Genomic DNA, 14,815 nt, shown 5'->3' on the forward strand with positions numbered 1-14,815 from the left:
CCCCCGGCGCTCAGGACGCGGCGAGGGCCACGCGATCGGCGAAGCGGGTGTAACGCGACAGCTCGTCGCGTGCCGGGGTGATGATCAGCTCCCCGGCGACCTGTTCGATGCCGGCGCGCAACTCCTTGGCGGCTCTGCGCGCCCTGCGCCGCCCCCCGGCCCAGGCGAACACCCGGCACAGCGCGGCGATCAGCACGCCCGCCAGCGCGCCGCCCAGCAGGAGCACGGTCGGCCACGGCGCCCGGCCGACCGTGGGGGTGGGAAGCCCGGGCAGCATGAGGTAGTCCAGCGCGAAGCGCACGAGCAGCCAGATCGCGCCCGCGACCATCGCGGCGACCGTCAGCCACTGCGCGGTCCCCGCCACCCGCCACCACCGAGGGGCGCTGGAGACGCCGCCCGAGGTGGCCGCGGCGATCGTGCGGTCCAGGGCGTCCGTCAGCTCCTCCGACCGCGACCGCGCCGCGTGCCGTACGGCTGTCGCCCACGGCTCGGGCACCGTGGCCGAGGCCGCGGCCCCGACGTCGCGCAGGGCGGTGTCCACGGCCGAGACCTCCACGGCGGTGGCCGCGGGCAGCGAGGAACGGGCACCCTTGGCCAGGTGGAGACGGCGCAGCGGATCGGGCCGCAGCCTGCGCAGCCAGCGCGTCACCGGCCAGCCCGTCGCGGCGATCGAGCGGTGCCGGTGCGACTTCGCGACCGCCTCGATCACGACGGGCACCCCGGCCGCCTGTGCGAGCGCCCGCGTCAGAGCCCTGCTCACGGCGACCTCCGGCACCGCGACCTGTCCCGGCGCGGGCGGGGTGTCCGCCCAGAGCGCGGCGGCGGCCGAGGCCACGTCGGCGGCGAGCCGCGACGACCAGGCGCGGCGGCGGGAGACCTGACGGTCGAGCAGCGCCCGCAGTTCGGGGACGCCCTCGCCGGTGCGGGCGGAGACGCCGAGCACCGGCACCCCTTCGAGCCCGTCGGCCGCCAGCAGGCCGCGCAGGTCGTCGAGACAGCGCTTGACCGACCGCTCCGGCAGCCGGTCCACCTGATTGAGCACGACGACCATGACGTCCCGGTGCCGGGCGAGCGGGCGCAGGTAGCGCTCGTGCACGGCCGCGTCGGCGTACTTCTGCGGGTCGAGCACCCAGACCAGCAGGTCGACCGCGGCGACCAGGCGGTCGACCTCCCTGCGGTGGGACAGCTCGATGGAGTCGTGGTCGGGCAGGTCCAGCAGGATCAGCCCCGACGCGTCACCCTCGACCGTGTGACGCAACGGGACGTCGAGCCAGTCGAGCAGCGGTCCCGAGCCGTCCGGGCCCCACAGGGCCGCCTGCGCCTTGGCGGTCGTCGGCCGGGTCACTCCCACCGTCGCCAGTTCGGTCCCGGACAGGGCGTTGAACAGCGACGACTTGCCGCTGCCCGTCGCCCCGGCGAGGGCGACCGCGGTGTGCTCCACCGACAGGCCGCGCCGTGCGCCCGCCCGGGCGACCACGGCGCGGGCGTGGTCCACGGCCTCCTGGCCGAGCCGGCCCTCCGCCAGGTCGGCGGCCTCGGCGAGCGCCTCCAGGCGGTCGTCCAGCGACGCATCCGCCTTCCTGCGCGGGAGCTTCACAGGACGCCCCTCTCCTGTACGGCCTTGGCGGCCTCCCGCAGCCGGGCCGCCGTCTCCGGAGCCGGGCCCAGCCCCTCCACGAGGGAGGTGAAGCGGGAGCGTTCCTCGTCGAGCAGCGCGCGGACGCGCCGTCGGAGGTCCTCGCGCGCCTCCTGGGTCAGCGTGCGTACGGCCTGGTCGCCGAAGACGGCTTCGAGCAGCTTCTGGCTGAGCACGCCGGTGCCTCCGGCGATGCCCAGCTCGATGCCGGTGATCCCGCCGGTCGTGGAGAACACCGCCAGCATGATCAGTACGCCGAGGCTGTTCACGCCGAACGACGCCGCCCGGGCGAGCGTGCGCCGGTCGGCGCCCTCGGAGCGGACGAGATCGAGCACGTGCCCCTGCCAGTCGCGTACGGCCGCGCCGGCCCGGCCGGGCAGATCGGCGGACGCGCGGCCGAGCCGCCCGGAGACGGCGACGCCGGACTTCTCCAGCAGGTCGCGCCCGGCGGGAAGGGCCAGCCACGCCTCGACGGCCCGCTCCGCGGCGCCGTCGGCGGTGGCGCGGATCAGCGACTCCACCCCGCTCTCCAGCGCGACCCGCAGCTCCCTGTCGGGCGCGGGGCGGCCCCGGAAGGCGGCGACGAGGCGATCGCGCAGCCAGCCGACACGGGACTCCAGGGCCCGCATGAGGTCGCCGGTGCCCACGAAGTCCTGCCAGCGGGCCAGCACCTCCCCGCGCAGCAGCCTGCCGTCGCGCATCCCCTCGTCGAACGCCGACATCGCCACGTCGTACGCCCTGGCCGCGATGTCGCGCAGCTCGGCGATCCCCGCCCGCTGGCGCTCCACCCGGTCGGCCAGGTCGGGCACCCGGGTGCCGAGGCTGTCCAGGGCGCCGGTCAGGGTCCGCCGTACGACCTCGGCCCGCGCCTTGGCGTCCACGGACAGGTCGGCGAGCCAGGTCGCGATCGGCTGCACGACGTGGGCGGGCAGCCGGGCCCGCTCGGACGGCAGCTCCAGCTCCGGAACGGCGAACAGCGGCGTGCCGCCCAGGCCGTTCTCCCGCAGGAGCCGGGTCAGGTCGGCGGCCACGGGGTCGCGTGCCTCGGCCGGGACTCGCTGGAGGATCACCGCGAGCGCCGTGCTCCGCTCCCGGGCCAGGCGCAGGAAGCTCCACGGCACCTCGTCGGCGTACCGCGCGGCGGTCGTGACGAACAGCCACAGGTCGGCCGCGGCGAGGAGCTGCGCGGCCAGCTCGCGGTTGGCCGTGACGATCGAGTCGATGTCGGGGGCGTCGAGCAGCGCCAGCCCGGGGGGCACGGCCTCCACGGGGGCGATCCGCAGGGTGCCTGGCTCGCCGCGTCCCGCGCAGGCCGACCCGCCCGTCACCCTCGCCAGCCCGGGCAGGATGGCGGTGGAGGTGAACCAGGCGGCGTCGGCGGGGTTGCACACCAGAGTCGGCGCGAGCGTGGTGGGCCGCAGCACCCCGGGCTCGGTGACGATCATGCCGGCCAGCGAGTTGACCAGGGTGGACTTGCCCGCCCCGGTGGAACCGCCGACCACGGCGAGCAGCGGCGCGTCGATGGCCGCCAGGCGGGGCAGCAGGTAGTCGTCGAGCTGCCCGCGCAGCTCCCCCAGGACGCGCCGGTCGCCCACGGCGTCCCCGATCTCCAGGGGGAACAGGTCCTGATCGAGGTGACGCCGCAGGCTCTCCAGGGCGGCCCGCAGCCTGTCGTTCCCCGCCATACTTTCGACCTTCCCTGAGGAAGGCCGCCGAATCAGCCGCCCCGGCCGGTCAGGCGGCGGGAGTGGGCGCGGGCAGCAGCACCTTGCACTTGTCGTACGCCTTGGCCACCTTGGGGTCCTTCGTGGACAGATCGCGCACGCGTCCGCCGGCGGGCAGCTCGGCGCCGTTGTCCTTCATGCAGGTGCGGAACGCCTGCATGGCCTGCGGATCGACGCCGCGCCCGCCGCCGAACCCGCCCCGGCCGCCTTGCGGCATCAGCGAGCGGCACGCCTCGAACGCCTTGCTCATGGCGGGGTCCATCGAGCGGAATCCGCCGAAGCCCCCGCTCGGTCTGGCGGTCGGTCTGCCCGAGGGTCTGGCGCTGGGCCGCCCGCTGGGCGGCGTGACGCCGTTCTTGCGCAGGCACTCGGTGAACGCGGCCCGGGGGTCGGCGCTCGAACCACCGCCGGCGACGGCCTGCGTGGTGGTCGGGGCGGCGGTGTCGTCACCGCCGCCGCAGCCGGTCACCGTGACCGCCAGGGCCGCCGCAGCGACCGCGATGGACAGGTATCGCAAAGGGATCACCCTCGCCTTTCGTTGGACTCATCGAGGAGGGCACGCGGGGAGGCGGACGCGGAACACCGCGCCGCGGCCGGGCTCGCTGTCGGCCGTGATGGTGCCGCCGTGGGCCTGGACGAGAGCGGCGGCGATGGACAGGCCGAGCCCCGTGCCGCCGGAGTCCGACCGGCTGCGCGAGGGATCGGCGCGGTAGAACCTCTCGAAGACGCGCTCGACGTCGCCGGGGGCCAGACCGGGCCCGTCATCGGCCACCTCGATCAGGGCCTGCGATCCGGGCACGATCCCCACGCCGACGCGGAAGGCGGTGCCCGCGGGGGTGTGCCGCAGGGCGTTGCTGACGAGGTTGCCGACGACCTGGCGCAGCCGCGCCTCGTCGCCGAGCACCCGCACCGGCTCGTCCGAGTCGTCCAGCCGCAGCAGGTCGATCTCCCGGTCGGGCGCGAGGGTCTGCGCGTCGAGCACCGCCCCGGCCGCGAGGCTGAGCACGTCGACCGGGCGGCGTTCGAGAGGACGCTGCTGGTCGAGCCGGGCGAGCAGCAGCAGGTCGTCCACGAGCAGGCCCATCCGTACGGCCTGGTCCTCGATGCGGCGCAGCAGCAGGACGGGGTCCTGCGAACTCTGCTGCCGGTACAGCTCGGCGAAGCCGCGGATCGAGGTGAGCGGGGTGCGCAGCTCGTGGGAGGCGTCGGCCATGAACCGGCGCATCCGCTCCTGCGACGCCTCCCGCTCCCGGAACGCCGTCTCGATCTGCGTGAGCATGCCGTTGATGGACCGGCCGAGACGGCCCATCTCCGTGCGCCGGTGCCGGAGCGGGACGCGCCGGGACAGGTCGCCCGCCGCGATCGCCTCCGCCGTCCGCTCGATCTCCCCCAGCGGGCGCAGGCTGCGCCGTACGAGCCAGTAGCAGGCGATTCCGAGCGCGACGAGCACGGCGAGACCGACCCCCAGGACGATCACCGCCAGCCGGGAGACCGTGCCGTCGATGTCGGCCAGGCTGATGGCCGCGACACGGAAGCGGGTGCCGTCATCCTCGCGTACGGCGATCGCCCGCCACAGCGCCCCCGAGGGGCTCTCCGCCGTGAACAGCCACTGCCTGCGGTCCTGCCGGGGCCGGGGCAGCGCGGGCGGCGGATCGGCGCTCGGCGGCTCCTGGACGGTGCGGACGACGGCTCCGTTGCGGTCGAGCAGGACGATGTAGAACGAGCCGAACTGCCGCGGCGGCCGGAACACGTTGCCCGTGACCGCGGACGGAGGGGGCGGCTCCGCCGGGCGCCGGCCGACGGCCATGAGCTGCGCGTCGACCCGGTCCACCAGGTAGCCCCGCAGGAGCTGTACGGCGAAGCCGCCGGTCAGTGCGATCGCGAGCGCCACGAGCAGCAGCGTCCCCGCCACGAGCCGCAGCCAGAGCGGGGTCCTCGCGACCCGCCGTCGCAGCTCGCGGATGCTCAGCAGGCGCAGCACCGCGCCCGCACGCGGCGGCCGCGGCCACCGGCGGGTGCGGGCCGGCCCACCGGCCTTGGCAGCGGCGTTGCGGGCCGGTCCGCCGACGTGGAGCAGGTCACTGACGCGGCGCACGGAGGACATAGCCCACGCCGCGGAGCGTGTGGATCAGCTTGGGCTCGGCAGTGTCGATCTTGCGCCGGAGATAGGACACGTACGACTCGACCACGTTGTGGTCGCCGCCGAAGTCGTAGTGCCAGACGTGGTCGAGGATCTGCGCCTTCGACACCACCCGGCCCTGGTTGACCATGAAGTAGTGCAGCAGCTTGAACTCGGTGGGCGACAGCCGTACGGGGACGCCGTCCCGCCAGACCTGGCGGGAGTCCTCGTCGAGCTCGAGGTCGGCGACCCGCAGCCGGGCGGGGACGGCGTCGCCGCCGCGCGTGCGGCGCAGCACGGCCCGGATGCGCGCGAGCACCTCCTCCAGGCTGAACGGCTTGGTGACGTAGTCGTCGCCGCAGCCGAGCCCGGTGATCTTGTCCTCGTTCGCGTCCCTGGCGGTGAGGAACAGCACGGGGACCCGCCGCCCGGAGGCGTGGAGCCGGTCGGAGACGGCGAAGCCGTCCAGATCCGGCAGCATGACGTCGAGCACGATCAGATCGGGACGCACCTTGCCGGCGATCTGGACCGCCTCCCGGCCGGTGGACGCGGTGATCACCTCGAACCCGGCGTACCGGAGGCTCGCCGACAGCAACTCCCTGATGTCGGGCTCGTCGTCGACGACCAGCAGGCGGCCCTCCACGGTCACGATCCCGCTCTCCGGCCCATGGCCGAGCCCTCGGTGACGGACGTCGCCGCCACCTGGCCCTGGGCGTCGGCGGTGCCCGCGACGGTGACGAAGCTGCCCGGCTTCAGGTCGGAGACCTTGCCCGTCCGGGTGACCTGGACCTTGGTGTCTCGCGAGGTCGTCACCGTGACCACGCCGCCGTTCACGGTCTGGACGTAGATCTTGTCGCCGTCGACCAGCTTGACCGTGCCGAAGGTCATGCCGCCGGGCCCTGCTCCTGCCCCTGCGCCCGCCCCTCTTCCGGCGCCGCCGCCCGCGCCCGCGAAGCCGCCGCCCGCGCCTCGTGCGTACCCGCCGCCGAGCCCGCCGCCCACGGGGGCCTGGCCGTACGCGCCGGGACCGGCCGCGCGGGACGGGACCTGGCCCGGCGTGGCGCCGCCCAGGAGCTTCTGCACCTGGATGCCGAGGAGCAGCCCGGCCACGAGCAGGACGCCTCCGGCCAGGGCGAGCGTCAGCTTCGACCCGCCCGCACCAGCGGGACGCGCGGCCAGCACCTCCTGGAGGTCGTCGTCGAACGGCGAGGTCTCCAGAAGCTCCTCGGTGTCGTGCCTGCTCACATCCATCTCCCTTCCATGGGCCCGGCCATCACTCGAAGCGGAGGGCTTCGATCGGCCGCAGCCCGGCGGCGCGGTTGGCGGGGTAGCTGCCGAAGAACAGGCCGATCGCGACCGAGACGCCGAGCGCCAGCGCGATCGACGTGGGGACGATCACCGGCTGGACGCCCGCGATCGTGAACTGGGCGCCGATCACGGCGATCAGCACGCCCAGCAGGCCGCCGACGAGGCTGAGCATCGTCGCCTCGGCGAGGAACTGGCCGAGGATCGCGCCCTTGGGCGCGCCGATCGCCTTGCGGATGCCGATCTCCCTGGTCCGCTCGGTGACCGTGACGAGCATGATGTTGGTGATGCCGATGCCGCCGACGAGCAGGCTGATCGCGGCCACCGCGCCGAGCAGGACCGTGAACGTCCCGGTCGCCGCGCTGACCGTCTCCTGCAGGGTCGCCTGGTTGAGGATGCGGTAGTCGGCGCTCGCCGAGCCGGTGATGCCGTGCCGCTGGTTGAGCACCTCGGTGACCTCGGTCTGCGCGGCGTCCACCGCCTCGGCGCTCTTGGCCTGGACGAGGATCTGCCCCAGCGGCCCGAATCCGGTCAGGCTCTGCTGCACGGCGGGCAGCGGGGCGATGGCCACGTCGTCGGCGTCCTGGAACCCGGACGAGCCGGCCTCCTTGAGCACGCCCACGACGGTGAACGGCACGCCCGACACCGTGATCTGCTTGCCGAGGGGATCGACCGTGCCGAACAGGTTCTCGGCCACCGTCTGCCCGATCACCACGACCTTGCGCGCGGCGAGCACGTCGTCGTTGTAGAAGTAGGCCCCCTTGACCACCGGCTTGTTGGACGCCTCGAAGTAGCTCGGGTAGGTGCCCACGAGCTGGCTGATCGAGTGGCTCGCCCCTTCGTACGTCGCGGTCTGGGACTGGGCCGTCACGACCGGTGAGACGCTCTTGACCGAGGGGGCGTTCGCCGGGTCGGCCAGCGCCCGCGCGTCGTCGACGGTGAGGTCCTTGGCCTGGGTGCGCGGGCCGGTGTTCTGCCGCCCGGCCTGCGTGCCGCCTCCCCCGCCGCCTCCCCCGCCGCCGAAACCGCGGGCGAACCCGCCGCCCGGGCCGCCCCCGCCGCCCGAGGTGGACGGCGTGACCGTCAGCGAGTTGGCGCCGAGCCGCTGGATGTTCTGCTGGATCTGCTGTGATGACCCCTCGCCGACCGCGACCAGCAGGATCACCGCGGCGACGCCGATCAGGATGCCGAGCATGGTGAGCGCGCTGCGCATCTTGTTGGCGGCCAGGCCGCGCAGTGCGAAACGCAGGACCTCCGCGGCGTTCACGAGGCCACCTCCGCGAGCCGCGGGGGCAACCCGTCGACCGGCGTCGTACGCACGTCCTCCACGATCTGGCCGTCCATGAGGCGGACGACCCGTTTGGCGTGCGCGGCGACCTCCTCCTCGTGCGTGATGACGACCAGGGTCCGGCCGCTCGCGCTGAGACGGTCGAAGATGTTCATGACGTCCTCGCTGGACTTGCTGTCGAGAGCGCCCGTGGGCTCGTCGGCCAGCAGCAGGGTCGGCGCGGTGACGAGCGCGCGGGCCACCGCCACCCGCTGCTGCTGGCCGCCGGACAGCTCGTTGGGCTGATGGTGGACGCGCTCGGCGAGCCCGACCCGGTCGAGCGCGGCCAGCGCCCTGCGGCGCCGCTCCGCGGCCTTGACCCCGCCGTACGCCAGGGGAAGCTCGACGTTGGCGAGCGCGCTCATCCGGGGGATGAGGTTGAACGATTGGAAGACGAAGCCGAGTTTGCGGTTGCGGACGACGGCGAGCCGCCGCTCGTCGAGCCCGCCGACGTCGGTGCCGTCGAGGTGGTAACTCCCCCCGGACGGGACGTCGAGGCAGCCGATGATGTTCATCAGCGTGGACTTGCCGGAGCCGGAGGCGCCCATGATCGCCACGTAGTCGCCGCGCTCCACCCTGAGCGACACGCCGCGCAGGGCGCGCACCGCGGTCTCGCCCTCGCCGTACACCTTGGTGACGTGGCCCAGATCGAGCACAGGGGGGTCGAGCACAGGGCGGTCGAGCACCTGTTGCGGGCCGGCCCTCATCGGTTGCCTCCGCCGCCACCGCCGCCGCCGAAGCCGCGGCCGAACCCGCCTCCGCCGCCGGGGAACTGGATGCCGCCGCCTCCGCCGGTCGTCGATGCCTGGGGCCGCACCACCTGGTCGCCCTCCTGGAGTCCCGACTTGATCTCGGTGGTGGTGTCGCCCTTCAGGCCGACCTCCACCCGCTTCACGACCTGCTTGCCGTTCTCCAGCACGGTCACCGTGGTCTGGCCGCCCGCCGTGCTGACCGCGGAGGACGCCACCGTGAGCACGTCGTCCGCCGTGCCCACGGTCACCTGGACCGTGGCCGTCTGGCCGAGCCGTACGGTGGAGGGCACGTCGGTCAGCGAGATCGTCACGGCGTACTGGACGACGTTGTTGTTCGTCTGCGGCTGCGGGTCGACCACCGTCACCTTGCCGGCGGCGGTGACCCCGGCGAGGGCGTCGAACGACACGGTCGCCGCCTGGCCGACCTTGATCCTGCTGACGTCGGCCTCGGTGAAGTTCCCCACGATCCGCAGGCGGGCGGGGTCGGCGATCTCGATGAAGCCGCCGGACCCGCTGGATCCGCTCGACGCCGCGGAACCGCTCTGCGACTGCCCCTGACCGCCCTGCGAAGACCCGCCGGATCCACCGGACCCGCCGGACGCGCCCGAGGAGCCGCCCACGGCTCCGTTGACCGCCGTGACGACCCCGGTGAAGGGCGCCTTGATCACCGTGCCCGCCAGCGTCCGCTTGGCCGACCGGTAGGCGTTCCTCGCGCTGATGTACTGCGAGTAGCCCGACGCCGTCGAGGTGTCCGCCTCCTCGGCGGCGTCCAGGCTCGCCCGGGCCGCCTCAAGGCTCTCCCGGGCGGCCGTGTCGTCGATGCGCGCGAGCACCTGTCCCTTCCTGACCTTGTCGCCGCTCTCGACCAGTACGGACTCGACGGTGCCGTTCGCAGCGAAATCGAGGGCGCGCGTCCTGGCGCTCTCGACGGAACCGGAGGCCGATACCGAGGCGAGCACGGTCCCGCGGGTCACCCGGGTCGTCAGCGGCGCGGCGCCGTCTCCTGAGGAGTCGCCTCCCACGGACGCCCAGGCCGCCGCGATCCCGCCGAGCAGCAGTACCACCAGGACACCGTTGATGATCAGCGTCCTGCGCTTCGTCGACAGCTTCACGACGTCGAACCATGGCAAACCCCGCTTCGGGCAACCTAGGCCGATGCTGAGGGTTTGCTGACAGTCCGCATCAAGGTGCGCATCCACAGACAACTCTCAGGTACGGCCAAGCCACCGGTCACGTGGCGTCAGCAGGATGTCCGCCATGAGATTTAGCGAGGGACTGCCGGATTCATCCGGCAGGGGATTCGCTTCCCTGATACCGTCTTCGCGTGCCCAGAGGGCATCGGTCAGGGCTTGGCCGTCGCCTACTCCGGCTACCTCAGCCGGGGAAAGCGAGAAGCCGTCCTCTTCAGGGGACGGAGGAGTCACGAGATCGAGCACTCCACTTCGGGCTGGAGGGCTCGCGCTGGCGGGGATCGTCATCGCGAGCGTCGCCGTGATCTCCGCCGGTGGTGGCGACACCTCCGCGGCCGACCGGATGGCGCTCGCCTCGGTCAGGCGGGGCACGGTCACGTCATACGTCTCCGCCGCCGGCAACACGGTCGACACCGGCGTGCGCGATCTCGCGTTCGGAGCTGAGGGCACGGTCGAGAAGGTCTACGTCAAGGTGGGCCAGAAGGTCCGCCGCGGCAAGGTCCTCGCCCGGATCGACGACACCATCGCCAGGGAGAACTACGAGGCCGCCAAGGCCGCCCTCGCCGCCGCCCAGGAGACCCTCGACGACGTCGAGAACGGCACGGCCACCACAGGCGGTTCCGGGACCGGGGCATCCACCGGCACAACCGGCTCGGGAGGCGCCGGCGGGGCCAGAACCCCCGGCGGCGGCACGGGCGCCGGAGCCGGATCGGGGAACGCGGGCGGCGCCGGGGCAGGAAGCGCGGGCGGTTCCGGCGCGGGAGCCGGGGCGGGAAGCCCGGGCGGTTCCGGGAGTGGCGGCGCGGTCTCGTGCCCGGCCCCCTCCGTCCGGCCTTCCGGGCAGGCGTCCACGCGCCCCTCCTCGCAGCCCTCGTCACGGCCTTCCGCGACCACCCGGCCGTCGAGCCGCCCCGCCGCCGCGGCGAACAGCGGCGCGAGCGCGGCGAGCATCAGGCTCGTGGCGTACCGGGGCGGTGACCACGGCGGCTCCAAGCCCGAGCCGAGTCCGGCGCCCACGGCCACGCCTCGCCCGCATCCGCACCCGAAACCGTCCAGGACGCACCGTCCGGCCCCCACGGACGGCGGCGCGACCGCGCCGAATCCCGAGGTGAGCGTCTCGATCCTGCCCACGGCGCCGGCACAGCAGCCGTCCACGAAGCCGAGCCCCTCCCCCAGCGGCTCCTCCTCCGCCTGCGCACCCGGCCAGGGCGGCCGGAACTCGCAGGGGCAGGGCTCGCAGGGACAGAGCGGACAAGGGCAGGGCGGCGGCGCACAGGGACGTGCGGGCTTCGGCGGCGGCCAGGCAGGACAGGGAGGCCAGGGTGGTCAAGGCGGCCAAGGGGGCGCCCGGCTCACCGAGGCACAGGCCGAGGCGCAGGTCAGCCAGGCGACGACCGAACTGGCCGAGGCCAAGGAGGCGCTCGCCGGTGTGAGGATCAAGGCTCCGGCGGACGGCACGATCCTGTCCGTCGCGGGGACCACCGGCTCCCGCTACACCTCGGGGACCTTCATCACCCTCGGCGACCTCGACGACCTGCAGGTGCAGGCGCTGTTCACCGAGTCGGACATCCGCTTCCTGAAGGTCGGTCAGGCCGCCACCGTGACGCTGCCCACGCAACCGGGGCAGGAGTACCCCGGAACGGTCGCCCACATCGACCCGACCGCGACCACCAGCAACCGCCTGGTCCGTTACGGCGTGACGATCGTCCTGAACAGCCGCCCCGCCCGCCTGCTGCTGGGACAGAGCGCCACCGTACGGGTGACGACCGGCGAGGCGGCCGACGCGCTCTACGTGCCCTCACGGGCCGTACGCACCCAGAGTGACGGCACGGCCGTGGTCACGGTGGCCGACGGCGGGACGCAGTCGCGCCGTACGGTCAAGGTCGGCGTACGCGGCGACAGCTACGTGGAGATCACGGGCGGCCTCTCCGAAGGCGACCAGGTCGTCCTGCCCGCCGCCTCCACCGCCTTCCCCGACGAAGGCTTCCCCGCCGCCCGCTGACCTCAGGCTCACGGCCCCCCGTTTGCCGGCGACACGCCTGTGGACGAGGACGGCCGTTCGTCCGGCGCAGGAGAGAATCGCATGAACGGAATGTTGTAGTGGACAGCCCATCCAGCGGAGCGGAGTCGCCCGAAGCGATGCGCGTGAACCTGGTTCGTGGATGGCGGCGACGTACGCTGTGCCCATGACCGCGGCGCACGATTACGAGGATCTGCACGCTCTGGTGGATAGGCTGCGGCCAGAGCAGGTCCGCGATCTGCATGCGGTCGTGCTCCGGCTGGTCAAGGCCAACGAGAGCACAGACAGGTCAGATGCGGAGCAAGAGGGCCGGCGGCGGCTGTCGTTCATCGGAGCGATGAGGTCGGGAGTCGGCGATCTGGCGGAACGCCATGAAGAGGTGCTTCGCGAGGGGTTGAATCGTCCGATGTGACGATCCTTCTCGATACGGGCCCCCTGGTCGCGGCGCTCGACGCCGACGACAAGGACCACGCGCGGTGCGCCGATCTTCTACAGACCGCCCCGGGGCCGCTGTTGGTTCCCGTGACAGTGGTCGTGGAGTGTGCTGGCTCGTAGAGAAGTATCGGGATGCCTTGGCAGAGGCCGCTTTCCTGACTTCGATCGAAAGCGGCGAGCTGGAGTTGGTTTCCCTTGAACAGAAAGACGTGACACGTATCGCGGAGCTCGTACGGCTCTACAAGAATCTCCCGCTGGGCGCGGTTGACGCGTCCGTGATCGCCATCGCCGAACGGCTCGGCCTGCCTGCGGTCGCCACGTTGGATCGGCGCCACTTCAGCATCGTGCGGCCCCGCCACGTCGCCGCTCTGCGGTTGCTTCCGTGAGTTCGCCGTACGCCGGTCAGGTGCGGGCTTCAGGGGACGGGCACCAGCTCCGGCAGCGCGTCACGGCAGCGGACGATCGGGGCCGAAAGCGGTCACCAGCGAAGGGAGGGGACTTGATAGACGGGCGGGCCGCCCAGCATTTCCGTGAGATCGTCCTCGGTGACGTCGAGGCCGAAGGCACGGCCCGCCTGCCAGGGGTCCCAGCCGCGTTTCAGGGCCATGCGGATGACCGCCGCCACGAGCGCCGGTCGTACGGCCATCGTCCGCTCTCCCACCCAGGCGTCCGGCCGGGAGAAGGGAAGCGACACCAGGAGCACCCGGCCCGGCCCTTCCGCCGGCTCGACCGGAAAGGTCAGCGTCCCCTCACCGATCGCCTGGCCGTAGGTGGGCTTGTGGCGGATCCGCCACCGGTAGGCGACGCCGTCAACTGTGATGAGCCGTGAGCCCTTCCTGGAAATCGCCACAGATACCTCCCGCCCCTAAACCTCCACTCTTGGGGACGCGTGCGTCAACGGAAATAGCGCTCAGGTGCGGGCTTCGGGGGCGAGGGGGAGGGTGACGCGGAAGGCGGCGCCGGCGCCGGGGGCCGTCTCCACGCCGACCTTGCCACCATGGGCCCGGACGAGGGACTCCACGATCGCGAGCCCCAGGCCGCTGCCGCCGGACGGCCGCGTACGGGAGGGGTCGGCGCGGTAGAAGCGCTCGAAGACCCGGGCCGCCTGCTCGGGAGTGAGGCCTGGCCCCTTGTCGGCCACCTCGATGAACGCCGTGCCGTCCAGGCTGCCGACGCGTACGGTGATCGGGGTTCCCTCGGGCGTGTGGGTCGTGGCGTTGCTCATCAGGTTGCCCACGACCTGCCTCAGCCGCACCTCGTCGCCCGAGACGATCAGCGCCGCGTCCCCCTCGACCACCAGCGAGACGTCGCGGTCGGGGCAGAGGGTCCTGGCGTCGTGGACCGCGTCGGCCGCCAGGGCCAGCAGGTCCACGGGCTGCATGCGCAGCGGGCGCTGCTGGTCGAGCCGGGCGAGCAGCAGGAGGTCGTCCACCAGCAGGCCCATGCGGGCGGCCTCGCTCTCGATGCGCGACATCAGCCGGGTGGTGTCGGCGTCCGGCACCTGACGGTGGAACTCGGCGAACCCCCTGATCGAGGTGAGCGGCGTGCGCAGTTCGTGTGAGGCGTCGGCCACGAAGCGGCGCATGCGCGCCTCCGACTCCCTGGCCGCGGCCTCGGAGGCCGCCCGAGCCTGGAACGCCGCCTCGATCTGGGTGAGCATGCCGTTCAGCGCACGGGCGAGCCGCCCGACCTCGGTGCGCGGGTCGCGATCGGGGATCCGGCTGCCGAGGTGCCCCCGGGCGATGGCCTCGGCGGTCGCCTCGATCTCCGCCAGGGGCCGCAGGCTGCGCCGTACGATCACGACGCCGACGACGGCGAGCAGGACCATCAGGGCGCCGCCGACCAGCGCCTCGATGAGGGCGAGCCGTGCGGTGATCTGCCCGACCGAGGCCAGGTCCATCGCGACGACGACCGTGCCGAAGCCCTCGACGGGCACCACCCGGGCCCGCCACAGGCCGTCGCCCGACACCGCCGGCACCGTCACCGGGTTCTGGGAGGTCACGGCTCCGGGGCCAGGAAGGCTCTCCACACCCATGCCCGCCTGGGCGAGCAGCGTCCTGCCCCCGGTGTCGCGGATCTCCACCCGGCCCTCGGGCGGCACCCTGAGCCGTACGAACGCCCCCGGACCCCGGTCGAGGCGTTTCTCGGTCTCGTGCGCCAGCATGCCGACCTGCATGTCCACCCGGCTGACCAGGTAGTCGCGCAGCACCGAGACGCTGCCCACGCCGATGACCGCGAGGGCGACCGCCACCAGCGCGAGCATGGCCGCGCTGAGCCGGATCCGCAGCGGCGTGCGCCCCGACACCG

14 protein-coding genes are annotated in these 14,815 nt (G+C 73.2%); 3 read left to right on the forward strand and 11 right to left on the reverse strand.

All coding sequences use genetic code 11. The annotated features are described in order from the left end of the window. Positions 1-10 precede the first annotated feature (10 nt). The 9 genes from Msi02_RS25700 to Msi02_RS25740 are packed head-to-tail and all read right to left on the reverse strand — an operon-like array spanning position 11 to position 9,975. On the reverse strand, positions 11-1,597 hold the full coding sequence (locus tag Msi02_RS25700; protein ID WP_204050636.1) for a YfjP family GTPase: 1,587 nt from the start codon (positions 1,595-1,597) through the stop codon (positions 11-13). After that, positions 1,594-3,321 (reverse strand): P-loop NTPase family protein, encoded by a 1,728-nt coding sequence (locus Msi02_RS25705; RefSeq protein WP_204050637.1) that lies wholly within the window; start codon positions 3,319-3,321, stop codon positions 1,594-1,596. Before Msi02_RS25705 ends, Msi02_RS25700 begins: the two co-directional genes overlap by 4 nt. Before the next feature lie 49 nt (positions 3,322-3,370). Beyond that, the gene (locus Msi02_RS25710; protein ID WP_204050638.1) at positions 3,371-3,886 is read right to left on the reverse strand and encodes a hypothetical protein; all 516 of its coding nucleotides are present in this window, start codon (positions 3,884-3,886) and stop codon (positions 3,371-3,373) included. 18 nt (positions 3,887-3,904) lie between these two features. Further along, positions 3,905-5,455: a sensor histidine kinase gene (locus Msi02_RS25715; RefSeq protein ID WP_239108703.1), complete on the reverse strand. Its 1,551-nt coding sequence runs from the start codon at positions 5,453-5,455 to the stop codon at positions 3,905-3,907. Then, positions 5,439-6,128 carry a response regulator transcription factor gene (locus Msi02_RS25720; protein WP_079319522.1) on the reverse strand — a complete coding sequence of 230 codons (690 nt, stop codon included), beginning with the start codon at positions 6,126-6,128 and terminating at the stop codon, positions 5,439-5,441. The genes Msi02_RS25715 and Msi02_RS25720 overlap by 17 nt, the downstream gene beginning before the upstream one ends. After that, positions 6,125-6,724, reverse strand: coding sequence for a hypothetical protein (locus Msi02_RS25725; RefSeq protein WP_204050640.1), 600 nt, complete (start codon positions 6,722-6,724; stop codon positions 6,125-6,127). Before Msi02_RS25725 ends, Msi02_RS25720 begins: the two co-directional genes overlap by 4 nt. A 28-nt stretch (positions 6,725-6,752) precedes the next feature. Then, the gene (locus Msi02_RS25730; RefSeq protein WP_204050641.1) at positions 6,753-8,051 is read right to left on the reverse strand and encodes an ABC transporter permease; all 1,299 of its coding nucleotides are present in this window, start codon (positions 8,049-8,051) and stop codon (positions 6,753-6,755) included. Beyond that, a complete protein-coding gene (locus Msi02_RS25735) occupies positions 8,048-8,818 on the reverse strand; it encodes an ABC transporter ATP-binding protein (RefSeq protein WP_275414173.1) in 771 nt (256 codons plus the stop codon). Before Msi02_RS25735 ends, Msi02_RS25730 begins: the two co-directional genes overlap by 4 nt. Continuing rightward, the gene (locus Msi02_RS25740; protein ID WP_204050642.1) at positions 8,815-9,975 is read right to left on the reverse strand and encodes an efflux RND transporter periplasmic adaptor subunit; all 1,161 of its coding nucleotides are present in this window, start codon (positions 9,973-9,975) and stop codon (positions 8,815-8,817) included. The genes Msi02_RS25735 and Msi02_RS25740 overlap by 4 nt, the downstream gene beginning before the upstream one ends. Positions 9,976-10,354: 379 nt before the next feature. On the opposite strand from Msi02_RS25740, the gene Msi02_RS25745 reads away from it, so the two are divergent. From Msi02_RS25745 to Msi02_RS43450, 3 genes are all read left to right on the forward strand, one after another. Then, on the forward strand, positions 10,355-12,055 hold the full coding sequence (locus tag Msi02_RS25745) for an efflux RND transporter periplasmic adaptor subunit (protein WP_204050643.1): 1,701 nt from the start codon (positions 10,355-10,357) through the stop codon (positions 12,053-12,055). A gap of 184 nt (positions 12,056-12,239) precedes the next feature. After that, the gene (locus Msi02_RS25750; RefSeq protein ID WP_204050644.1) at positions 12,240-12,485 is read left to right on the forward strand and encodes a hypothetical protein; all 246 of its coding nucleotides are present in this window, start codon (positions 12,240-12,242) and stop codon (positions 12,483-12,485) included. Positions 12,486-12,645: 160 nt separating this feature from the next. Then, positions 12,646-12,894, forward strand: a complete 249-nt coding sequence (locus Msi02_RS43450) for a PIN domain-containing protein (protein WP_239108704.1) — start codon at positions 12,646-12,648, stop codon at positions 12,892-12,894. A 92-nt stretch (positions 12,895-12,986) separates the two neighbouring features. Here Msi02_RS43450 and Msi02_RS25760 read toward each other — a convergent pair whose 3' ends face one another. Both Msi02_RS25760 and Msi02_RS25765 read right to left on the reverse strand, forming a co-directional pair. After that, on the reverse strand, positions 12,987-13,358 hold the full coding sequence (locus Msi02_RS25760; protein ID WP_204050645.1) for a hypothetical protein: 372 nt from the start codon (positions 13,356-13,358) through the stop codon (positions 12,987-12,989). A gap of 60 nt (positions 13,359-13,418) precedes the next feature. Next, complete coding sequence (locus Msi02_RS25765) at positions 13,419-14,813, reverse strand: sensor histidine kinase (protein WP_275414174.1); 1,395 nt, start codon at positions 14,811-14,813, stop codon at positions 13,419-13,421. Positions 14,814-14,815 lie beyond the last annotated feature (2 nt).

Origin of the sequence: Microbispora siamensis, assembly GCF_016863095.1 — a bacterium.
In the GTDB taxonomy this organism is placed as follows: domain Bacteria; phylum Actinomycetota; class Actinomycetes; order Streptosporangiales; family Streptosporangiaceae; genus Microbispora; species Microbispora siamensis.